Below are 21,694 nucleotides of genomic sequence, written 5' to 3' on the forward strand. Positions count from 1 at the left end.
TTCCAAAAAGGTTAGATGGTTTTGATTGTCAGGGTCCTACAAAAGGACCCCCTACCAGTCTCCTCGAATTAATTGTGCTGCTTTTTAATATGCCATTCTTGGGTCGATGACTTTGTCTAAGTTTATCTAAAAGCTACAGCTCCCATGAGGAGCTTTTTATATTTATAGTGGTTATAGCTAATAACCCGCCATAAAATTCAATTAATAGAATGACGATTTTTAGGCAAAATATAAAGAAGAAATAAATTACATAAAAACAGTTGAAGATAATCAAAAAAGATAGTAAAATAAAACATTGAGTTGAAAATACGGGAGGTTTAAAAAATGGTTAAGTACATCTTTGTAACGGGCGGTGTTGTTTCGTCTTTAGGAAAAGGAATTACTGCTGCATCACTGGGTAGGCTTTTAAAAGATAGAGGTCTATCTGTAACTATTCAAAAGTTTGACCCATACATAAATTTAGATCCTGGTACCATGAGCCCTTATCAGCACGGTGAAGTATTTGTTACAGATGATGGAGCCGAAACTGATTTGGACCTAGGTCATTATGAAAGATTTGTTGATGAAAATTTAAATAAAAATAATAACGTTACTGCAGGGAAGATATATTGGTCTGTAATGAACAAAGAGAGAAAAGGCGACTATCTAGGCAAGACAGTACAGGTTATCCCTCACATTACAAACGAAATTAAGTCGCGTATAAAAAGAGCAGCCCAGCAAAATAATGCCGATGTTGTAATAACTGAAATCGGTGGTACTGTTGGAGACATAGAGAGTTTGCCCTTTATAGAAGCTATTAGACAGATGAGAAATGAAGTTGGTAGGGAGAATGTATTATATATTCATGTAACACTGATTCCCTATCTTCCGAAATCTGGAGAACTGAAGACTAAACCAACCCAGCATAGTGTTAAAGAATTAAGGTCGATTGGTATACAACCAAATATAATTGTGTGCAGAACTACTTTACCCCTAGACGATGATTTAAAAGAAAAAATTGCTCTGTTTTGCGACGTAAAAAAGGAAGAAGTTATAGAGAACGGTGATGTTGAGACAATATATGAAGTTCCTTTAGCTTTAGAAAAGCAAGGTTTTTCCGAGTTGGTAATTCAAAAACTCAACATACAAAAGAGCCATCTTCCAAACCTTACTGATTGGACGCAAATGGTTGATAAAATTAAAGGCCTTAACAAAAAAGTTAAAATCGCTCTTGTTGGAAAATACGTAGAACTCCACGATGCTTACTTAAGTGTCGCTGAATCCTTAAGTCATGCTGGAATATACCATGGCTATGAAGTTGAGATAAAATGGGTACAAGCAGAGGACTTAGAATTAGAAGATTTTAATGTTGAGCAAGAATTTGCAGGAATTGATGGTGTGCTTATCCCTGGAGGCTTCGGAGATAGAGGTGTTGAAGGGAAAATCAAAGCCATTAAATTTGCAAGGGAAAATAAAATTCCGTTATTCGGGATTTGTTTAGGCATGCAATGTGTTGTTATAGAATTTGCAAGAAACGTTTGTGGCTTAAGTGATGCCCATAGTGGAGAATTCGTTGAAACAGACCATCCTGTTATAGATCTAATGCCTGATCAAAAGGATATAGAAGACAAAGGTGGTACAATGAGGCTAGGTGTGTATCCTTGTAAAATAGAAGAAAATAGTAAAATGCATAAGGCATACGCTGATGAGATTATTTATGAAAGACATAGACATCGTTATGAGTTTAATAATGAATATCGCAACGAGTTAAGTAACAAAGGCTTAATTTTCAGTGGGTATTCCCCTAATAAACTATTGATTGAGGCTGTTGAAATTGCTGATCATCCATGGTTTGTGGCGGTCCAATATCACCCAGAATTCAAATCTAGGCCCTATAGATGTCACCCATTATTTAGAGATTTTGTGGGTGCCGCAATCGAAAATAAGGACAAGTAAAACCACTCCCTTCGGGGAGTTTTTTTATTCGCGATTTCTTTGAATTATATAAATAAAAAATGAAGGAATATTGGAAATACAGTAGAATAGTATATATTTAAGGGCAGTATTTTATCTGTCTTAGGGGGTGCTATTAAAATGAAACTTTGTGAAATCCGCAAAGAAGGAGAAAAATTCATATCGGAGCTTGGTAAATTCTATCTTTCTGGGGGGAGTGGACCATCGGACAGTCAATCAAAGGGTTCAATAAAGCAAATATATGACAAATACCAGCATATTTTCACTGAGGAAAATATAAAAAATATAAAAACAGACTATAAGAATTTTCCAGAGAAGGAAAAGAGATATATACTATCTTTTCTAACTCAAGGTTATCTTGGAAATAAAACATATAGCCTTACAGAGGAAATTGTAAAAAGTGAAATGGCCACATCTGTTTTAATAAACAAAAAACCTATTTCTTTAAGATATGCTATGCTGCTATTACCTGCAGAAAAGGATAGGGAAAAAAGAATGCAGATGGATCAATACTTAGGGGAAAAACAAAAGGAACTAAACCCATTGAGGGAAAAAAGAGTCCTGAAGTTAAGGAGTATTGCTGAAGATCTAGGATATTCTCACTATACAGAGCTAATAGAGGACACAACGAATATAAATGTATGGGAACTAAAAAAGACTGCAGAAAGATTTTTACAAGGCACAGAAGAAGTATATTCTTTATTGTTAGATAAACTAAAGGGAACTTTTTTAAACTCAGGAGAAAAACCATTAACAAAATCAGATATAACTTATATATTTAAATCAAATTCCTTTGACCAATATTTTCCTGAAATTGAAATGGTGCCATCGGTAGAAGACACCTTGTTTGGGATGGGGATAAACATACATAAACAATCGAATATTACTATGTGCTTTGACAAAGAAGAAGGGAAAACTCCTAGATCTTTTTGTTGTCCTGTAAGTATACCTGATGAAATATTTTTAAGCTTTAATCCCAGAGGAGGTATTGAGGATTATCAAACATCTCTTCATGAGACGGGTCATTGTCAGTACTATGCAAACATGTCTAAAAATCTGCCATTTGAATTTAAGAGACTTGGTGACAAAGGATTAGGGGAAGGGTACGCTTTTTTATTTCAATTTTTAACTAAGAATAGTCATTGGATAGATAAATTCCTTAATATACCCATGGAAAGAATTAATAGTTATCAGTTATTTATTAATGGTTACCAAATATATATACTAAGAAGATTTTTTGGGAAATTACTCTATGAATTAGAGGTTTTTGCTAAAGAAGTAAACTTGGAAATTCTGCAGGAAAAGTATGTTGCTATTATGGAAGATGCAGTAAAAGTAAAGGTGAATCCTCATAACTACTTGCTGGATCTTGACTTAGGATTTAATACACCATACTACATCAAAGCATGGATCTTTGAGAGCTATTTAAGGGAATATCTTCAGAATAGTTTTGGAATGGACTGGTTTTGTAATAAAAGAAGTGGAGAAAAACTAAAATCTTTATGGGAACAGGGGCAAAGTTTTGACTGTGAGGAGGTTTTGGCCCAACTAGGTTTTGATAACCTTAATGAAGATTTGTTAGTAAAGCAATTTAGTTGGATAAAAGAAACAAAGGTATAGCTTCGGCTATACCTTTTAGACAGATGACAAAGTCATTTTTTGGTGAATGTCGTATATTAAACGCTGTACAAAATTCTGCGTCGAGACTTAAGGCTTCTATCTAAACTCCAGAAGGGTACCGCTCCAATTCACCGTCCATGGTTCAATGGAGCTCTCGAAACGTCCTGTTTCTCGCCCCTTCTTCCGTTTAGCTATTCAGCTCTTAAATCTATCTCCTCGAATTAACTGTACTGCTTTTTAATATACACATCTAGGGTCAATGACTTTGTCTTAGGTTTGTCTACAAGCTGAAAGGTATAGCTTCGGCTATACCTTTTATAATTTAAGTTAAAATATCAGAAAAATGTCTAATTACTTCTATTTTTGTAGAAAATAAATATTATAGAAAACCTGGCAGGAATTGAAGTAATTTTGTGGAAATTAACATAAAAGAACTAAAAGCAAGTGTTTGGGAGGGGGACTTTATACATGGGAAAAAAGATCTTAGTAACTGATGATCAAGCTGGCATAAGGAAATTGCTTGTGGAAATCCTGACACCACAAGGTTATGATGTTCATGAGTGCGCAGATGGAGTAGAAGCACTAGAATTTCTAAATAAAAATAAAGTTGATTTAATGTTATTAGATATGAAGATGCCTCAAATGGACGGTATTACAACATTGAAGAGGATTAACGAGTTAAAGATCGATGTAAAGGTAATATTTATGACCGCCTTTGGAGAACTTAAAGTAACAAAAGATGCTGAAAGGTTAGGCGCTCTTGATTATATACTAAAGCCTTTTGACATTATTCAGTTACTTGAACTTGTAAATAAACATGCTATATAAGCAGGATTATTAAGTTAAATATAGAATAATAGTTAGTCGTGAAGAATGCTACTGTTAGAAATAAAATCAAAAAATGTAAAGATAAGGAGTTTAGATATGGAAAGAGAATTAGCACTTGAATTTGTTAGAGTTACTGAGTCAGCGGCACTGGCTGCAGCTCCCTTTATGGGAAGGGGAGACAAAAACGGTGTAGATAAAGCTGCCGTAGAAGCTATGCGCAAGGCTTTCGATAACGTTGATATTGATGGAACAGTTGTTATAGGTGAAGGTGAAATTGACGAGGCACCTATGCTTTACATCGGTGAAAAGGTTGGAAGTGGTAGTAGCTTAAAAGTAGATATAGCAGTGGACCCCATTGAAGGGACGACCATTGTATCAAAAGGGTTGCCAAATGGTATAGCAGTTTTGGCTGCAGCAAGTGGTGGTTCTTTTTTACATGCCCCTGACATGTATATGGATAAACTAGTTGTTGGACCGGGAGCAAAAGGTGTCATAGATATCACAAAACCCATCGAAGAGAATATCATAAAGGTGGCTGAAAGCCTAGGCAAAAGAGTTCAAGATATGACAGTTGCCATACTTGATAAGCCGAGACATAAAGAACGTATTGAAAACATTAGGAAGTTAGGTTGTAGAATTAATATCTTTCCTGATGGTGATGTAGCTATGGCCATTGCCACTGCAACTGAGGAACCCACTGTAGATTTGTTGACAGGAATCGGAGGCGCTCCTGAAGGTGTTATAGCAGCTGCAGCATTAAAGTGTCTAGGTGGAGATATGCAGGCTATACTTAAACCTCGTAATGAAGAGGAAATTCAAAGGGCTAAGGAAATGGGTATATTAGACATAGAAAGAACATATAACATAGATGAGCTTGCAAAAGGAGAGGACATTTTCTTCGCCGCCACAGGTATTACAGGTGGTGAACTCCTTAAGGGAGTGAGGGTTAAAAATAATATAGCTAAGACCTTCTCCCTAATAATGAGAGCAAAAACCGGAACAGTTAGGTACGTAAACGCCATTCATAATCTAGATAAAAAACCATTATAGTTTTTATAAAGGAGGTTTTATCTGTGAAATTTTTTTTGGATACTGCCAATGTAAACGATATTAAGAGAATTTGCGAGCTTGGTGTTGTTGATGGAGTAACTACTAACCCTTCACTTATAGCAAAAGAGGGTACTGATTTTCATGAAAGAATTAAAGAAATTTCTGAAATTGTTTCAGGGCCTATAAGTGCGGAGGTTATTTCCCTAGACCACCAAGGAATGATCAAGGAAGCTAGGGAACTAGTTCAAATATCAGCAAACATAGTTGTGAAGATTCCCATGACAAGAGAGGGATTAAAGGCAGTAAAGACTCTGGCAAAAGAAGGAGTTAAAACAAATGTAACCCTGGTTTTCTCTGTCAATCAAGCTCTATTAGCTGCAAAAGCAGGGGCCAGTTACGTTAGCCCCTTTGTCGGAAGACTAGAGGATATAGGTCATAGTGGCAAGGAATTAATCAGTGAAATTGTCAAAGTTTTTGATACTTACTTGCTAGAAACAGAGATAATAGTAGCAAGTATTAGAAACGTGAACCATGTTAAAGAGGCAATGCTTCTAGGAGCACATATTGCCACAATTCCACCAAACATAATTGAACAAATGATCCAACACCCTCTAACAGATAAAGGTGTATCAGCTTTTCTTGAAGATTGGGAGAAAAGTAAATTATAAATAATAAAAAAAGGTGACTGTGATCACCTTTTTTGTGTTATAATCAGTATAACACAATAGATCAATAAGTATGACTAAATAAGGGGGATATCTAAAATGGAACGGGAATTAGCGCTGGAATTTGTTAGAGTTACTGAGGCTGCGGCACTGGCATCTGCACGACTTATGGGAAGAGGCTTAAAGGATGAAGCTGACCAAGCTGCTGTACATGCCATGAGGGCAATGTTTGATACAGTGCAAATGGAAGGTACAGTAGTAATAGGTGAAGGGGAGATGGATGAAGCCCCTATGCTTTATATAGGAGAAAAGCTGGGTAATGGGTGTGGACCTAAGGTAGATGTAGCAGTAGATCCTGTGGAGGGAACCAGCCTGGTAGCTAAAGGTTCACCCAATGCAATTGCCGTTCTAGCCGTAGCACCTAAGGGTATGTTGTTAAATGCTCCTGATATGTATATGGATAAAATAGCCACGGGCCCTAGTGGAAAAGGTAGAGTGCATTTAGATATGACTCCAACAGAGAACTTAAAAGAACTAGCTAAGGCAATGAATAAAAGGGTGCAGGACTTAGTAGCAGTTATTTTAGATAGACCTAGGCATAATAAGATTATAGAAGAGGTAAGGGAAGCAGGAGCCAGGGTAAAACTTATTTCAGACGGTGATGTAGCTGCAGCCATTGCAACAGGCTATGCTCGATCAGGAGTGGATATATTATTTGGTATTGGGGGAGCCCCTGAAGGAGTACTGGCAGCAGCAGCTTTAAGGTGTCTAGGAGGAGAGATGCAGGGTCGATTATTAGCAGAGACAGAAGAACAGCTCCAAAGAATGAAGAAAATGAACATAAACGAACCTGACAAAATATTTCTTATTGAAGACTTAGCAGGGACAGATGATGTTATATTCGCAGCTACTGGCATAACAGATGGGGATCTAATAGAGGGAGTAAGATTCATGGGGAATATAGCTACAACACAATCCCTTGTTATGCGAGCCAAGACAGGTACCATAAGAACCGTAGGAACTCAACACAGTTTAGATAGAAAACCTGAAATCTTTCAAAAATTAGTGGGATACTAAAAGGGCAATGCCCTTTTTTTTTTGGCTCTTTTATATTATTAGTAAATATGCTATACTTTTATTTGTTAAATAAAGGTAATCAGGGCATAATTATAGTACAAATTGAAGGAGGATTTATCATGGTTTGGGTTTATTTTTTTATAAGTGCTGGGTTGATAATATTTGCAGGAATGAGCCTTTCCAAAAATGCTGATATCATTGCAGAAAAAACAGGATTAGGTGGAGCTCTGGTAGGAGTACTGTTACTCCCCATAGTAACATCACTACCTGAAATAGTTACAAGCGCTCAGGCTGCAATTATTGGGAACCCTGATATAGCCGTTGGCAACGTTTTTGGTAGTAACATGTTTAACATAGTTATAATAGCAGTTGTGGATTTAGTGCAAGGAAGTGGACCGTTACTACTGAATGTAAAGATGGGGCATATACTTACAGGTGGGATAGGTATTTTGCTATCAGGCCTAGCAGCAATATTTATACTTGCAAAAATTAACCTGTCTATCTTTGGAGTTGGCATTGACTCAATAATTTTAGTCTTAGTTTATTTAGTAGGAGTAAGATTATTGTTAAGATATAACAAAAGAGAAAGCCTAGAAGAGCAAAAAGAACAAGATGAACAACAAGAAGAAAGTTACACAAACACAACATTGTTTCATGGTGTCAGAGGTTTTGTGGTATCCGGTATAATTATTGTTTTCGCTGGGAGAACTTTGGCCAATACAGGTAATCAGATAGGTGAATTAACTGGTCTTGGAGGAAGTTTTGTGGGATCTTTTCTGATAGCTATAACCACATCTTTACCAGAACTTGTAGCCACATTTACTGCTGCAAAGATGGGTGCTTTTGACATGGCCATTGGAAATGTTTTAGGTGCAAATGTTATGAATATCTTAATCATCTTCATAACTGATATTTTTTACACTGGAAAACCTATCTTAACTGTAATTGCCCCTCAAAATGCAATCGCTGCCATGGTAGGCATAGGCTTAACGTCCATAGCTATAATAGGTTTAATATACCGCAGTAAAAAAAGCGTTTTTACTTTAGGTTTTGACAGCTGGAGTATAGTTTTGGGCTATTTGTTAGCAGCTTTTTTACTTTTCACCATGGGTGTAAACTTGTAAAAAAGTGGATTAAAATGAATAAAAGACCAATACAGGGTTAGAATAACATTGGGTTTGGTAAAAAATTATAAGAGGTGATATTGAATATGGATAGGCTCAGCTTTCTGTTCCGAGCCACTATGATAGCAGTAATACTGCTTATTTTCAGCACTGGAACAGCTCTGGGGCATCCGGTAGCAAATGTAGCCCTGCCAGATCATTACTTTTATTGGCCTGATACCCAAGTGTTTTTTGAAGAAGAAAGGGAATTGGGTGAGGTTGGATCCTTAAACCACTTGTCAATAAATGAGGAGGAAGACAGTGAAAATGTAAAAATAATAGAACATATTGTTGTTAAGGGTGAAAGCATTAGCTCTATTGCTTTGGATTACGGAGTTTCGGAATCCACCATACTAAACAACAATTATATTCGCAACCCTGACTTAATCGTACTAGGACAAGAACTAAAATTTCCGTCAGTAGATGGAATGATATACGTAATTAAAACTGGAGATACACTAGGTCAGATAGCAAACGTTTATCAAACAACTGTAGAAGAAATTTTGGATGTAAACGACGTAATTGCAACACAATTATCCATTGGTACCACTATTATACTGCCTAACGCTAAACCCGTATCAACATCAAGTAAGGCAGCATCTAGAAGTGGATCAGTAGTTGCAAGTTTAAGAAACTTACAATGGCCAGTAAATGGTGTTATTACGTCCCAATATGGTTGGAGGAAAAATCCTTTTGACCGAAGTCAAACCCAGTTCCATAGAGGATTAGATATAGGTGCCTCAAGGGGGACCACCATAAAAGCAGCCACAGCTGGTGAAGTAGTTTTAAGTGGTTGGCAAAGTGGATATGGATACACAGTTATTATCAAACATGGAAATGACTACACTCTCTATGCCCATGCCAGTTCTTTAACCGTAAGAAAAGGACAATGGGTATCTCAAGGGCAAGAAATTGCAAAGGTTGGTGCAACAGGAAATGCTACCGGGCCGCACCTTCATTTTGAAGTTAGAGTACAGGGAAATAGTTCAAGTAAAACTGTAAATCCTATCAACTACTTAGCAAACAAATAAAAAAAGGGGCTGTTGCACAATGAATGAATAATTCATTGTGCATTCAGCCTCTTTTTTGTATAAAAATAATAAAAAGCGGGCCCAAAGGGTCCGCTAGTGTTGTATAATTGGTTTATGAGAACAAATACACAACACTCATATTATACCCGATTTAATGGTAGTTATCAATTAGTTTTACCATTAAATTTAGAAACTTTAATACCTGAAGATGATTCTGTTCGACTGCTAAGCCAAATATTGGAGGGATTAAACTATCAAGGTTTATACAAGGCATACTCTTCTAAGGGAAGAAAACCAGCAGTTGAACCAAAACTTCTTTTTAAGGTGTTAACCTACGCTTACATGAATAACATTTATTCAAGTAGAAAAATTGAAACTGCATGCAAAAGAGATATAAATTTTATGTGGCTATTAGAGGGAAATAAATGCCCCGATCATAGCACTATTGCAAGGTTCCGAAAGATTTACTTATCTAATGCAGTTGAAGATTTGTTTTACCAATTCATCTTACATTTAAAAGAAATAGGTGAAGTTAAATTTGAGAATCTCTTTATTGATGGGACAAAAATAGAAGCCAATGCAAATAAATATACGTTTGTATGGGATAAGGTCGTAAAGAAAAATGAAGCTAAGATGTTTGATAAAGTACAGAACTTCTTGAGAGATTTAAATGAACATTATAGTGTCGAATTTATAGTTTCCAAGGAGAGAATGTTAGACGATTTAAACTGCATATTGTCCTTCTTAAAGCAAAGGAAGGAAGAGGGAAAAGTAGAATTTGTTTATGGAATCGGCAAAAGAAAAAGTAAGCTTCAAAAATTTACTGAGGAAGTGCAGTCATTTTATGAAAGACAAGTGAAGTACGATTCATGCAATGAAATATTCCAAGGTAGAAGTAGTTACTCTAAAACAGATACAGGTGCTACTTTTATGAGAATGAAAGATGACCACATGAGAAACTCTCAACTAAAGCCTGGCTACAATTTGCAAATAGGTGTAGAGAGTGAGTATATAGTATCCGTAGGAGTATTCCAAAACAGATCAGATATTGGTACATTGATCCCCTTCCTAGGAAAGATGGAGGAAAGATTAAAATTAAAGTATAAAAACATAATTGCAGACTCTGGGTATGAAAGTGAGGAAAATTACCTTTTCCTCGAAAAGAAGGGATATACATACTATATAAAACCCCAGACTTATGATAGATGGAAAAAAAGAAGCTTTAAAAAAGATATAAGCAAGCGCGAAAATATGGTTTATGATTCTAAGCTCGATGAGTATACATGTCACAACAACAAGAAATTAAAAGCTACTGGTAAAATCATTAGAACATCAGTAACTGGCTATAAATCTGAAGCCACTGTGTACGAATGTGAGGATTGTACAAACTGTCAGTTTAAGCCTAAATGTACAAAAGCACAAGGTAACAAAAAGTTACAGGTATCTAAAAAGTTTATAGAGAAAAGGCAAATATCATATCAAAATATAGTGTCTAAAAACGGAGTTAAACTCAGGGTTAACAGGTCTATTCAGGCTGAAGGTGCTTTTGGAGTTCTAAAGCAAGATTATGGATTTCAAAGATTTTTGACAAGAGGTATCCACAGCGTGAGTGTAGAAACACTTCTATTAGGCTTAGGCTATAACATGAATAAACTTCATGCCAAGCTTAAGAATGGGCGCTGTGGGCATCACCTTCATGAACTGAAAGTCTCATAGTTTGGAGATTGAAAAGACTAATATTCTATAGTCTTATTTAAGTGCGTCTAAAAACAAACTCTTAGGAAAATTTCTCTTTGCTGCACTTAAAATTTATTAATATCCTATTTTTTTTAACAAAAAGAGGGTGTCGCTAACTACTTATTCAGTAGTTTTGCGACACCCTCTTAAATATTTAAGAGCCTTGCCTATCTAGTATTTTTTTGTCATCTTTTTTGCTCCAAAACCATACAGATGCAAATCCTATGACAAAGAGTAAAAGACTTTCGAAACTTAAAGTGGACGGTAATAAAATCCTAGCAGAACCAATGATTAAGCCAGCAAAAAAATAAGAGAGTTGAGGTTTGAATTTTTGAAACAGTTGCTCAAGTAACTTTAGAAGTAAAACAATACCTGCTAAGCTACCAAGACCATAAAATAAAAGGTTTACTATTTCTAATTCTTTAATTGAAAATAAAATGGTATCGTAAATTCCTAATAAAATCAGCACTGAGCTACCTGGTACACCAGGGATAATCATAGCAGCGCTGGATAAAGCTCCTCCTAGCATCAATAGCATCCAGTTTGCAGCTTCCACCTCCACAGCAACACCAAGTGGTTCCCCCGCTGTAGAAGCTCCTAGTAATGCTCCCAAAAGTAGAAAAATTAAATATTTCTTATTGAGCTTAGGTACATTATTGAGAACTGCTCTAGTTGAGGCCAATAAACAACCAAGTAAGAAAAGAACTGTCAAATCCCGATGATTCTCGAAAAAAACAGTGAAGGTATATCCCCCAATATAAATACCCAATATTAACCCCAAGATCAGTGGGATGTAAGGCTTTAACTTTAGTTTTAGAAGATCTTTAACTAAATCTTCATAGAGCCCGAATATAAGTAGAACAGTACCACCACTCATTCCTGGGAGAACTAAAATCAAACCTAAAATTGCACCTTGTATAAATAGTTTCATATTTTCCTCCTAAATATTAGAACCTCGTTAGATTATAGCATATATATTGATAATATTAACATACTTTAAATTGTAAAAAAAATATAAACCAACCAAAAAGCTTCCTTGACTTAACAATTCGCATTTGATATAATTCATTTATTGCCAAGAATCGTTGAAAGAGGTGAATAAGAAGTGAAGCAAGCCATTCATCCAGAATACCAAAAAACCACAATAACATGTGCTTGTGGCGAAGTAATTGAAACTCGATCCACAAAAGGGGATGTTAAAGTAGAGATATGCTCTAAATGCCATCCATTCTACACTGGAAAGCAAAAATTTATTGATGCTGGTGGTCGTGTTGACAAATTCCGCCGTAAATACGGTAGGTAGTTATAATTGCAGAGCCTTTACAGGCTCTGCTTTTTAAGTACTAAGGGATTTAAAGAATAACACAACTGTATCTATAGTTTATAATTCAACAAAGGGTATTCCAAACGAGGGAGAGGGAACAATGCATATTATAAAAGACATGGGATGGATTGAAGTAGTTACTGGAAGTATGTTTTCTGGTAAGAGTGAGGAACTAATTCGTAGAGTGAAAAGAGCTAGATACGGTAAGAAAAAAACAATTGTTTTTAAGCCGGAAATTGATGATAGATATTGTCCTAACAGTGTAGTATCTCACAGTGGGGATCAAGTAAATGCTATTAACATAAATAGCGCAACTGAGATTTTTAATTATGTAACTGAAGATATAGAGGTTGTTGCAATAGATGAGGTACAGTTTTTTGGTAAGGACGTTATTGACGTTTGTCAAAAATTAGCCAATCAAGGTAAGAGAGTAATAACTGCGGGGCTAGACACGGATTTTAAAGGTGTACCCTTTGGTCATACACATATCTTGATGTCTGTGGCAGAATATGTTGATAAGCTTCAGGCTATTTGTGTTGTCTGTGGAAACCCTGCAAGTAAAACACAAAGATTGATAGAGGGAAGGCCTGCTTCGGCATTAGACCCAATTATCTTAGTTGGTGCTAAAGAGTCCTATGAAGCCCGCTGTCGTAGGTGCCATGTTGTTCCCATGTAAAGGGGTGATAAAATGAAAGAGAAACAAAGTTTAGCCATGGGTGGGCAAGCTGTTTTAGAAGGTGTTATGTTCAGAGGTGGGGAAAAAATCTCCCTTGCCGTACGCAAACCCAATGGAGAGATTCATGTTGAATCACAAACTGTTAAATCCCTTAATAAACGCCATAAACTACTGGGACTGCCAATAATAAGAGGAGCTATGAATTTAGTTGATGCAATGAAACTAGGTGTTGAGATGTTGACGCACTCTGCAAACATAAGTGAGGGAGAAGAAGGCGAACAACTAAGTAAAAAAGACATTTTTTTTGCTGTGTTTTTTGCAATTGCAGCTACTATTGGCCTCTTTTTTGTTGCGCCAACATTATTGGTAGAACTTTTAGAGTGGGTGTTTGGAAAAGAATTTTTATTTAAAAACATTGTTGAGGGTATTATAAGGTTGTCCTTATTTCTCTCATATGTAGTAGTAATATCTAAACTTAAAGAAATATATAGAGTTTTTCAGTATCATGGAGCAGAACACATGGTTGTTCACTGCTATGAACAACAAGAGGACTTGACTGTGGAAAATGTCAGTAGATATTCTCCACTTCATAAGAGATGCGGAACGTCTTTCCTATTACTTGTTATGGTTATTAGTGTAGGGATTTTTTCCATGTTGCCGTGGATGTCTATAATGCCAAGGATTTTTTTAAGGATAGTTATAGTACCATTGATAGCTGGTGTGGCATATGAAGTAACAAGACTTGCTGGGAAAAGTAAATCGAAGCTAGTTTATGTTTTGATGCTACCGGGGTTGTATCTTCAAAAGCTTACCACGAGAAACCCAGATTTTGACCAAATAGAAGTAGCTATATCCGCGTTAAAGGGTGTTCTGGATATGGATAGTGAAGAAATTGACATTGAGTCTGACGGGCTATATAATGAGAATGATATTGCCTGTAAAGTAGAGGTGTAAAAAAATAATGTTAGATAAATTAAAAGCTTTAGAAGAGAAGTTTGCTGATCTGGAAAAAATGATATCAGACCCAGATATTATAACAAACAACCAGCAACAATGGAGAAAATACACTAAGGAGCATGCAGATTTAACTCCTATAGTAAATGCATACCGTGACTATAAGTCTGTTGTGGAATCTTATCAGGAAGCAAAAGATATTATGTACCATAAAATTGACCCCGAACTAGTGGAACTAGCGAAAGAAGAACTTCCAGAGTTAGAAACACAAAAAGCAGACCTTGAAGAAAAGCTTAAAATCTTGTTGCTACCTAAAGATCCTAATGACTCAAAGAACGTTATAGTTGAAATTAGAGGTAGTGCCGGTGGGGATGAAGCTGCCCTTTTTGCTTCAGACATCTTTAAGATGTATACAAGATATGCGGAAACTAAGGGCTGGAAAACCGATGTTATGGACTCTAACTATACTGATATCGGCGGTGTAAAAGAAGTAGTTTTTGTTATAGAGGGTGAAGGTGCCTATAGCCGCTTGAAATATGAGAGTGGTGTTCATAGGGTGCAAAGAATTCCTTCAACTGATTCAGGTGGAAGAATTCATACATCAACAATAACCGTTGCAGTACTTCCCGAAGCTGAAGATGTTGAGATAGAAATCAATCAAAATGATTTAAGAATAGATACTTTTTGTTCATCTGGACCAGGGGGACAAAGTGTTAACACTACCCAATCTGCTGTTCGTATAACTCACTTGCCTACTGGTGTGGTTGTGTCTATGCAAGATGAAAAATCTCAACTTAAAAACAAGGACAAAGCTATGAGAGTTCTTAGGGCTAGGCTTTTGGAAAAATACGAAGAAGAGCAAAGGTCAGAGATGGCAGAAAACAGAAAAAGTCAAGTGGGTACTGGAGACAGAAGTGAGAGAATCAGAACATATAACTTCCCACAAAGTAGGGTGACAGATCATCGCATTGGTTTAACGTTACACAAGTTAGACTATGTCCTAGCAGGTGATTTAGATGAGATTATCGATGCACTAAATACAGCTGACCAAATGGAAAAGCTGAAGAAGGTAGAATAAATGTCACAAACCATTAAAGAAGCCCTAATATGGGCTTCTTCCTATCTAAAAGAGAATAATATTGAAAATCCCTACTTTGAAAGCCAATTGTTACTACGCTATTTGCTAGACACTACCTTTGCAAAACTAAAGATATATGAAGACACACATCTAAAATCAGAAGACCTAATTATATATAAAGAGTATGTTGGAAAAAGGGGTAGTGGTTACCCCTTTGCATATATCGTGAAAGAGAAACAATTTATGGGCTTGGATTTTTTTGTTGATGAAAGGGTACTAATCCCAAGGCCAGACACGGAGAATTTAGTCCAATGGGCTCTAGGATATATAGAAAGAAATGGCTCTGGGGAACTTAAAGTGGTTGATATAGGCACAGGAAGTGGGGCCATATCATTATCCATAGCAAAACTTTCAAAGGCTTATGTTTATGCAGTGGACATTTCCAAGGACAGTTTAGATGTTTGTAGGATTAACAGAACTCGCCTAGATCTAGAACATAAAGTAGAGTTATTTAATGGCAGTCTGTCATTACCCCTTTTGGAAAAAAACATAAAAGTTGATCTCGTGCTGGCTAATTTGCCATATATCCCAGAGAAACAATTTTCGACATTACAAAAAGAAGTAAAAGAGCATGAACCCTATGGAGCCCTCATAGGTGGGTATACAGGGCTTGAGATATATGAGGAGCTACTAACACAAATAGCAGGAGTACTTAACCCAGGTGGGGCAATGGCCATAGAAATTGCATACCATCAAGGTCAAGAGGCTACGGCACTACTAAAGGATAGTGGTTTTGAAGAAGTTTATATTGTAAAAGACCTATCGGGACACGACCGAGTTGTGATAGGTGAAAATTACGCCGAAAAAAAACACCTATAGGGTGTTTTTTGTATTCGTATAAAAATATTGCCTTAAAAATTGAAAAAAAAATAATAATATCTAAAAAATATGTATAGAACACCTTATATTCTGTCAATAATGTAGTTTAGCAAGAAATGGAATATGAGGGGGAACTTAAATTGATTATAAATCAAAAAGTAACTGTAAGCGGTGTAGATACATATAACCTGCCTGTGATATCTGTTAAAAAAATGGACGAACTTTTTAAGAAGAAGCTACAAGGTGATATGGCAGCTAGGGAAACCATAGTAAATGGGAATTTAAGGCTGGTACTTAGTGTACTTAAACAATTTAAAAATCGTGGTGAAAATATAGACGATCTTTTCCAAATAGGTTGTATAGGACTATTAAAAGCAGTGGATAATTTTAATCCTAACTTAGGTGTAAGGTTTTCCACATATGCAGTCCCTATGATAATGGGTGAAATCAGAAGATATCTTAGAGATAATAATACTATAAGAGTAAGTAGGTCTGTTAGAAGGATAGCCCATAAAGCATTGCAAAAAAGAGAAAACCTTGCAAAGGAGTTAGGTAGAGAGCCAACTATGAAAGAAATAGCAGCAGCTCTAGAATTACCAGAAGAAGAGATCGTTTTTGCCTTAGACGCAAACTACGAACCAATGTCTTTGAACGAACCTGTTTTTAGCGATAATCAAGACCCAATATTTATAGAAGAGCAAGTTAGGGATAATGAAACAGATGAAAGCTGGCTGCAAAAAATCCTTTTAAAACAAGCATTAGATAAGCTTTCCAGTAGAGAAAAAGAGATATTGTCAAAGAGATTTTTCTCTGGAAAAACACAAGTAGAGGTAGCTAAGGAGATAGGAATCTCACAAGCTCAGGTATCGAGATTAGAAAAAGTTGCGTTAGATTTTATAAAAAGTTATATAAGGTAGGGGATAAAAATGGGGAAAATAAAAATATTAGCTTTTTTAATTACACTTAGTTTACTGACATTTTTTTCAAGGAGTGTTCAAAGTCAAGAAATATTAAGAATACATATTATAGCCAACAGTAATAGCCCTCAGGACCAATTTGTAAAATATCAAGTTAGAGATGAAATAATGAATAATTTTAGAGAGGAACTTTCTAAATTAAAAAGCCAGAGGGACCTAAATGAATTCATAAGTGAAAACCTAGATGAAATGGTAGATATATCTATAACTGTTCTTAGTGAAAGTGGGTATAAATATTCAGCTAAAGCCGAAGTTGGAGACTTTGATTTTCCCACAAGGATGTATATGGAAACTGTTTACCCAAGTGGAACATATAAGGCAGTAAGGGTTGTGTTAGGTGAAGGTGCAGGTGATAACTGGTGGTGTGTGATGTTCCCTCCCCTGTGTTTTGTGGGAGAAGTAAAAGAAAATAGCGAAAATATAGAAAGTGGTTCCATGGCACAGGAGTTAGATGTAGAATATGATTTTATTATAGTTAAATGGGTAAAAGGAGTTGTAAGCTTTTTAAGTAATATTTTTTAAAAAGGCGATAGAGTGAACATGCCCCTGTCAAGTAGACAGTAGAAAAAACAAAAAATACTATGCCGTCAATCATTAATTTGATTGGCGTTATTTTTTTGAAGGTTTTATTTATTTTACCCGCATTTATTCCACGGTCCTGTTGACATGGGGGCCCCTGTACCCTCTGGACTCCCATTCTTGGGCGGAAGTTGATACTTGACAAATATTTGGCTTCCGCCACACACATTTTACCAGAGGGTACACCCCATATAAACAGGCTTTCGCGGCATAAAAGCTTATGCTACCTTACTTAAAAGGTGTTGCCTATACTCCATTGGAGTCATACATTCAAGCCTCTTCTGATAACGATGATTATTGTAATACTCTATGTATTCAATGACAGCAGATTCCAATTCCTGATATGAGCTGAATTTGTTGAGATAGTACATTTCTGACTTAAGGGTACCAAAAAATGCCTCCATAGGGCCGTTATCTATACAACGGGAGATTCTAGACATACTCTGTGTCATACCCGCATTATCCAACTTGTTTTTGAACATTTTTGAGGTGTATTGAAATCCCCTATCACTGTGGAAAATTGGCTTTGCATCAGGGTGCTGCTCATGGGCAATGTCAAACGTTCTAAATACCAGTGCATTGTTATTTGAATGACCCAAGACAAAGGACACTATGCTCTTATCTCCGAGGTCAAGTATGGCACTTAGATAGGCTTTTCCACTGATTCCATATTTCATCTCTGTTACATCAGTAAGCCATTTCTCCCCAAATCCATTTGCATTAAAGTTCCTGCTTAGTACGTTTTTTGCAGTTATTTCTGGTGTGGATTTGATGTAGTTCTTTCTCTTTCTACGGCATACAGATTTTAAACCTAGTATTTTCATCAGTCTGTAGATTCTCTTATGGTTTACATGGAATTCTTGCTCTCTGTTTAACTTGATTGTCATCTGACGATACCCAAGTATACCGCCTCTCTCTTCATATGCATCTCTGATTAATGGTATTAAAGTTTTGTTAAATTGTTCATTAGTACTTGCTTCTCTGTTTAACCATTTGTAATATGAGGAACGTTGAACCTTCGCAAAAACACAGAGTTTTGTGATTGAATAACCTTTAGTCTTTTTAAGTTCCTGTATCGTAAGATAGATCGTCTCATATCTTACTTGGCTTAAAACCGCCCCCTTTCTATTTCTTTCAACTTTTTTAAAAAATCTATCTCCATTTGCTTCTGGCGAATTTCAGCTTCAAGTAGTTTGTTTTGGGCTTTAAGTTTGTCCATTTCAGACATGTCATCTTCTGACTTTCTTTTGCCTCGCTTGTCTTGAAGGGCTTCTATACCTTTTTTTAGGTATTTATTAGTCCATGAATTAACCTGCTGGTAAGATACATTAAACTTCTGTGCTGTTTCAACATAGTTGCATTTATTCTCAATACAGTACTTTACTATTTCTACTCTTTCATCAAAATGGGTCTTTCTTCCTTTAGTCATGATAGATACTCCTCCAGTACCAGAAGATTTTAATTTCTCATGACTATTATACTTCATAACCCATGTATGAAGTATCCCTGTAGAGCGTATTCCATATTGAAAACATATATCATGCAAAGAACCCTTACCAGAAAGGTATTCCTTTATCGCTAATTCCTTTGCATTTGAAGAATGGCTAGTATTCTTTGCACTAGTAGTCAACCCATCAACACCCAACGACATATAATTACTGACCCATCTCCTCATGGTATCTTTACTGACACCGATTAACTTAGCTGCATGGCTAACTGAATTTTTTCCTTCTATACACATAAGAACATACTCTAACTTTTCTTCTGGTGAGAATTTACTTTTCCGACCCATAAAAAATACTCCTCCTTGTTGTAAACAGTTTTTATTATTTTAACTGTCTACCACAAGGGGAGCATATCAGAGATATCGCTTTTTCCTTTTGACTTTTCAAGATAAATGGTTTATAATAAACTCGACTAAATAACTCGGATATATTTTTTTATTTATAAAGCCGAGTGAATTAGTAGGGATAAGGAGGGTTTATATGAAACTTTCTACAAAAGGTGAGTATGGAGTGAGGGCTTTAGCAGTATTAGCTCATTGCTATGACGAAGGACCTATTCCCTTAAGAGTAATAGCTAGTAAAGAACATTTGTCTGAAACTTACTTAGAGCAGCTTTTTAGGGATCTGAAGAAAGCTGGGTTAATAGATAGTACTAGAGGACCAAAGGGTGGTTATGTTCTAGCCAAAGAACCGAAAAAGATAACTGTAGGGGATGCTGTTAGAGCACTGGAAGGTCCATTAGGCCCAGTTGATTGTGTTTTGGAAAACAAGACTACACAAGAGTGTTGTACCAAAGAAGGTAGTTGCATAACAAGGTTTGTTTGGGCTAAATTAAGGGATAGTATGGCTAAAGTTTTAGACGATATAACTTTTGAAGATATTGTAAAAGATATTAAATAGATAAAATTTTAAAAAGGAGAGTGCTTTAAAGATGAGAAGGATTTACTTAGATCACGCTGCCACCACACCTATTAGTCCAAAGGTGTTAGAAGCTATGTTGCCATTTTATAACGAATTATTCGGTAATCCATCTAGTATACACGGATTTGGTAGAGAAGTTGCGATACATGTTGATAAAGCTAGAGAAAAAGTAGCTAAAGCCATAGGGGCAGCATCTCCACAAGAAATATATTTCACTTCAGGGGGTACGGAAGCTGACAACCTAGCTATTTTTGGTGTGATTGAAGCATTGCAAAATAAAGGAAAACATATTATTACTTCAGCCATCGAACACCATGCTGTATTAGATACTTGTGAAGCCCTTGAAAAGAAAGGCTTTGAAGTTACAAAGCTGCCTGTTGATGAAAACGGGGTAATTGACTTAGAAGTACTGAAAAAATCCATTAAAGATGATACAATACTAATTACCTTAATGCATGCAAACAATGAAGTTGGTACTATTCAACCTATAGAGGAAGTAGTCAAAATAGCTAAGGAAAAAGGAGTTTATGTGCACACAGACTCAGTTCAAACCTTAGGTAGCATACCTGTAAATGTCCAAGAGCTAGGTGTAGATTTGCTCTCCATTTCTGCACATAAAATTTACGGACCAAAGGGAGTAGGAGCCTTATACGTAAAAAAGGGTACTAAACTTAAAAGCCTTGTTTTTGGTGGAGGGCAAGAGAGAAAAATTAGACCAGGGACAGAAAATGTAGCAGGAATTATCGGTTTTGGTGAAGCAGCTGAAATTGCCACTTTATCTCTCGCTGACAATGAAAGAATTTCTAAACTTAGAGATAAACTCATAGAGGGACTTTTAAAAATAGAAGACGTCAAATTAAACGGGCATCCCATAAACAGACTGCCCGGCAATGTTAATGTTTCTATAGAGTATATAGAGGGTGAAGCCTTGTTACTAAGTCTTGATATGGAGGGAATTGCAGCATCAAGCGGCTCTGCCTGTACATCTGGGTCCCTTGACCCATCCCATGTTCTTATGTCTATGGGCTTATCCCATCAAACAGCACACGGATCATTAAGGTTAACACTTGGTAAAGGTACAACAGAAGAAGATATAGACTACTGTTTGAAAGTTATACCTGAAGTGGTTCATAGACTTAGAAGTATGTCACCCCTAGGAAAAAATATCATGACAGAGAGGAGTGAATGTCCATGTACTCAGAAAAAGTAATGGATCATTTCAAAAACCCAAGGAACGTTGGGGAACTGGAAAAAGCAGACGGTGTAGGTGAAGTTGGTAATATTAAATGTGGGGACATTATGCGAATTTACCTTCAAGTAGAAGAAGGTATAATCAAAGACATTAAGTTTCGCACTTTCGGTTGTGGTGCTGCAATTGCCACAAGTAGCGCTGTAACTGAAATGGCTAAGGGTAAAACTTTAGATGAAGCTCTGAAACTCACAAACCAAATGGTAGCAGAAGAACTAGGTGGCCTTCCGCCATTAAAAATGCACTGCTCAAACCTTGCAGCTGATGCCCTAAAAGCTGCAATCGAAGATTATAAAAAAAGTAACAACCTATAAGATCAAAGAGCCGATAATAATATCGGCTCTTTTTTTATATATGAATATCAACAATTCTACTTTGCGACATTCAACTGTAGTTTTACAATATAAGCAAATTTTATAGTATATATA

The 21,694-nt window shown here is 36.2% G+C and carries 22 protein-coding genes; 19 read left to right on the forward strand and 3 right to left on the reverse strand.

The features are described 5' to 3' along the window. Positions 1–324: 324 nt before the first annotated feature. From pyrG to HYG86_RS10355, 9 genes are all read left to right on the forward strand, one after another. Positions 325–1,935, forward strand: coding sequence for a CTP synthase (gene pyrG / locus HYG86_RS10315; protein WP_213165493.1), 1,611 nt, complete (start codon positions 325–327; stop codon positions 1,933–1,935). A gap of 138 nt (positions 1,936–2,073) precedes the next feature. Beyond that, complete coding sequence (locus HYG86_RS10320; RefSeq protein WP_213165494.1) at positions 2,074–3,573, forward strand: hypothetical protein; 1,500 nt, start codon at positions 2,074–2,076, stop codon at positions 3,571–3,573. Positions 3,574–4,041: 468 nt separating this feature from the next. Continuing rightward, positions 4,042–4,401 carry a response regulator gene (locus HYG86_RS10325; protein WP_213165495.1) on the forward strand — a complete coding sequence of 120 codons (360 nt, stop codon included), beginning with the start codon at positions 4,042–4,044 and terminating at the stop codon, positions 4,399–4,401. A gap of 96 nt (positions 4,402–4,497) precedes the next feature. Further along, positions 4,498–5,451, forward strand: a complete 954-nt coding sequence (gene glpX, locus HYG86_RS10330; RefSeq protein ID WP_213165496.1) for a class II fructose-bisphosphatase — start codon at positions 4,498–4,500, stop codon at positions 5,449–5,451. Between the two features lie 23 nt (positions 5,452–5,474). Then, positions 5,475–6,119: a fructose-6-phosphate aldolase gene (gene fsa / locus HYG86_RS10335; protein ID WP_213165497.1), complete on the forward strand. Its 645-nt coding sequence runs from the start codon at positions 5,475–5,477 to the stop codon at positions 6,117–6,119. 96 nt (positions 6,120–6,215) lie between these two features. Beyond that, entirely contained in the window at positions 6,216–7,193 is a 978-nt protein-coding gene (gene glpX / locus HYG86_RS10340; RefSeq protein WP_213165498.1) for a class II fructose-bisphosphatase, read from the forward strand. 119 nt (positions 7,194–7,312) lie between these two features. Next, positions 7,313–8,317 carry a sodium:calcium antiporter gene (locus HYG86_RS10345; RefSeq protein ID WP_213165499.1) on the forward strand — a complete coding sequence of 335 codons (1,005 nt, stop codon included), beginning with the start codon at positions 7,313–7,315 and terminating at the stop codon, positions 8,315–8,317. Between the two features lie 86 nt (positions 8,318–8,403). Next, the gene (locus HYG86_RS10350) at positions 8,404–9,387 is read left to right on the forward strand and encodes a M23 family metallopeptidase (protein WP_213165500.1); all 984 of its coding nucleotides are present in this window, start codon (positions 8,404–8,406) and stop codon (positions 9,385–9,387) included. A gap of 114 nt (positions 9,388–9,501) precedes the next feature. Then, positions 9,502–11,103, forward strand: a complete 1,602-nt coding sequence (locus HYG86_RS10355) for an IS1182 family transposase (protein ID WP_213165501.1) — start codon at positions 9,502–9,504, stop codon at positions 11,101–11,103. A 175-nt stretch (positions 11,104–11,278) separates the two neighbouring features. On the opposite strand, the gene HYG86_RS10360 is transcribed toward HYG86_RS10355, so the two are convergent. After that, on the reverse strand, positions 11,279–12,055 hold the full coding sequence (locus HYG86_RS10360) for an undecaprenyl phosphate translocase family protein (protein WP_213165502.1): 777 nt from the start codon (positions 12,053–12,055) through the stop codon (positions 11,279–11,281). 174 nt (positions 12,056–12,229) lie between these two features. Between HYG86_RS10360 and rpmE the strand changes: the two genes are divergently transcribed. The 7 genes from rpmE to spoIIR all read left to right on the forward strand — a co-directional run bounded on the left by rpmE (position 12,230) and on the right by spoIIR (position 17,534). Next, positions 12,230–12,427 carry a 50S ribosomal protein L31 gene (gene rpmE, locus HYG86_RS10365; protein WP_213165503.1) on the forward strand — a complete coding sequence of 66 codons (198 nt, stop codon included), beginning with the start codon at positions 12,230–12,232 and terminating at the stop codon, positions 12,425–12,427. 121 nt (positions 12,428–12,548) lie between these two features. Further along, a complete protein-coding gene (locus HYG86_RS10370) occupies positions 12,549–13,124 on the forward strand; it encodes a thymidine kinase (protein ID WP_213165504.1) in 576 nt (191 codons plus the stop codon). A 12-nt stretch (positions 13,125–13,136) separates the two neighbouring features. Beyond that, entirely contained in the window at positions 13,137–14,078 is a 942-nt protein-coding gene (locus tag HYG86_RS10375; RefSeq protein ID WP_213165505.1) for a DUF1385 domain-containing protein, read from the forward strand. A gap of 7 nt (positions 14,079–14,085) precedes the next feature. Beyond that, entirely contained in the window at positions 14,086–15,156 is a 1,071-nt protein-coding gene (gene prfA / locus HYG86_RS10380) for a peptide chain release factor 1 (protein WP_213165506.1), read from the forward strand. Beyond that, positions 15,157–16,035 (forward strand): peptide chain release factor N(5)-glutamine methyltransferase, encoded by an 879-nt coding sequence (prmC, locus tag HYG86_RS10385; protein ID WP_213165507.1) that lies wholly within the window; start codon positions 15,157–15,159, stop codon positions 16,033–16,035. A gap of 143 nt (positions 16,036–16,178) precedes the next feature. Beyond that, positions 16,179–16,952 (forward strand): RNA polymerase sporulation sigma factor SigG, encoded by a 774-nt coding sequence (gene sigG, locus HYG86_RS10390; RefSeq protein WP_425489244.1) that lies wholly within the window; start codon positions 16,179–16,181, stop codon positions 16,950–16,952. Positions 16,953–16,961: 9 nt separating this feature from the next. Continuing rightward, positions 16,962–17,534 carry a stage II sporulation protein R gene (gene spoIIR, locus HYG86_RS10395; protein ID WP_213165509.1) on the forward strand — a complete coding sequence of 191 codons (573 nt, stop codon included), beginning with the start codon at positions 16,962–16,964 and terminating at the stop codon, positions 17,532–17,534. A gap of 275 nt (positions 17,535–17,809) precedes the next feature. Here spoIIR and HYG86_RS10400 read toward each other — a convergent pair whose 3' ends face one another. After that, complete coding sequence (locus HYG86_RS10400; RefSeq protein WP_246451953.1) at positions 17,810–18,679, reverse strand: IS3 family transposase; 870 nt, start codon at positions 18,677–18,679, stop codon at positions 17,810–17,812. Positions 18,680–18,699: 20 nt separating this feature from the next. After that, the gene (locus HYG86_RS10405; RefSeq protein WP_213165510.1) at positions 18,700–19,383 is read right to left on the reverse strand and encodes a helix-turn-helix domain-containing protein; all 684 of its coding nucleotides are present in this window, start codon (positions 19,381–19,383) and stop codon (positions 18,700–18,702) included. A gap of 193 nt (positions 19,384–19,576) precedes the next feature. On the opposite strand from HYG86_RS10405, the gene HYG86_RS10410 reads away from it, so the two are divergent. Genes HYG86_RS10410 through nifU form a run of 3 tightly spaced genes read left to right on the forward strand, consistent with a single transcriptional unit; the run spans position 19,577 to position 21,580 of the window. After that, positions 19,577–19,996 carry an RrF2 family transcriptional regulator gene (locus tag HYG86_RS10410; protein WP_213165511.1) on the forward strand — a complete coding sequence of 140 codons (420 nt, stop codon included), beginning with the start codon at positions 19,577–19,579 and terminating at the stop codon, positions 19,994–19,996. 31 nt (positions 19,997–20,027) lie between these two features. Then, the gene (gene nifS, locus HYG86_RS10415) at positions 20,028–21,227 is read left to right on the forward strand and encodes a cysteine desulfurase NifS (protein ID WP_213165512.1); all 1,200 of its coding nucleotides are present in this window, start codon (positions 20,028–20,030) and stop codon (positions 21,225–21,227) included. Continuing rightward, a complete protein-coding gene (gene nifU, locus HYG86_RS10420) occupies positions 21,209–21,580 on the forward strand; it encodes a Fe-S cluster assembly scaffold protein NifU (protein WP_213165513.1) in 372 nt (123 codons plus the stop codon). Before nifS ends, nifU begins: the two co-directional genes overlap by 19 nt. The last annotated feature ends 114 nt before the right edge of the window (positions 21,581–21,694 follow it).

Origin of the sequence: Alkalicella caledoniensis (assembly GCF_014467015.1) — a bacterium.
Classification (GTDB): domain Bacteria; phylum Bacillota; class Proteinivoracia; order Proteinivoracales; family Proteinivoracaceae; genus Alkalicella; species Alkalicella caledoniensis.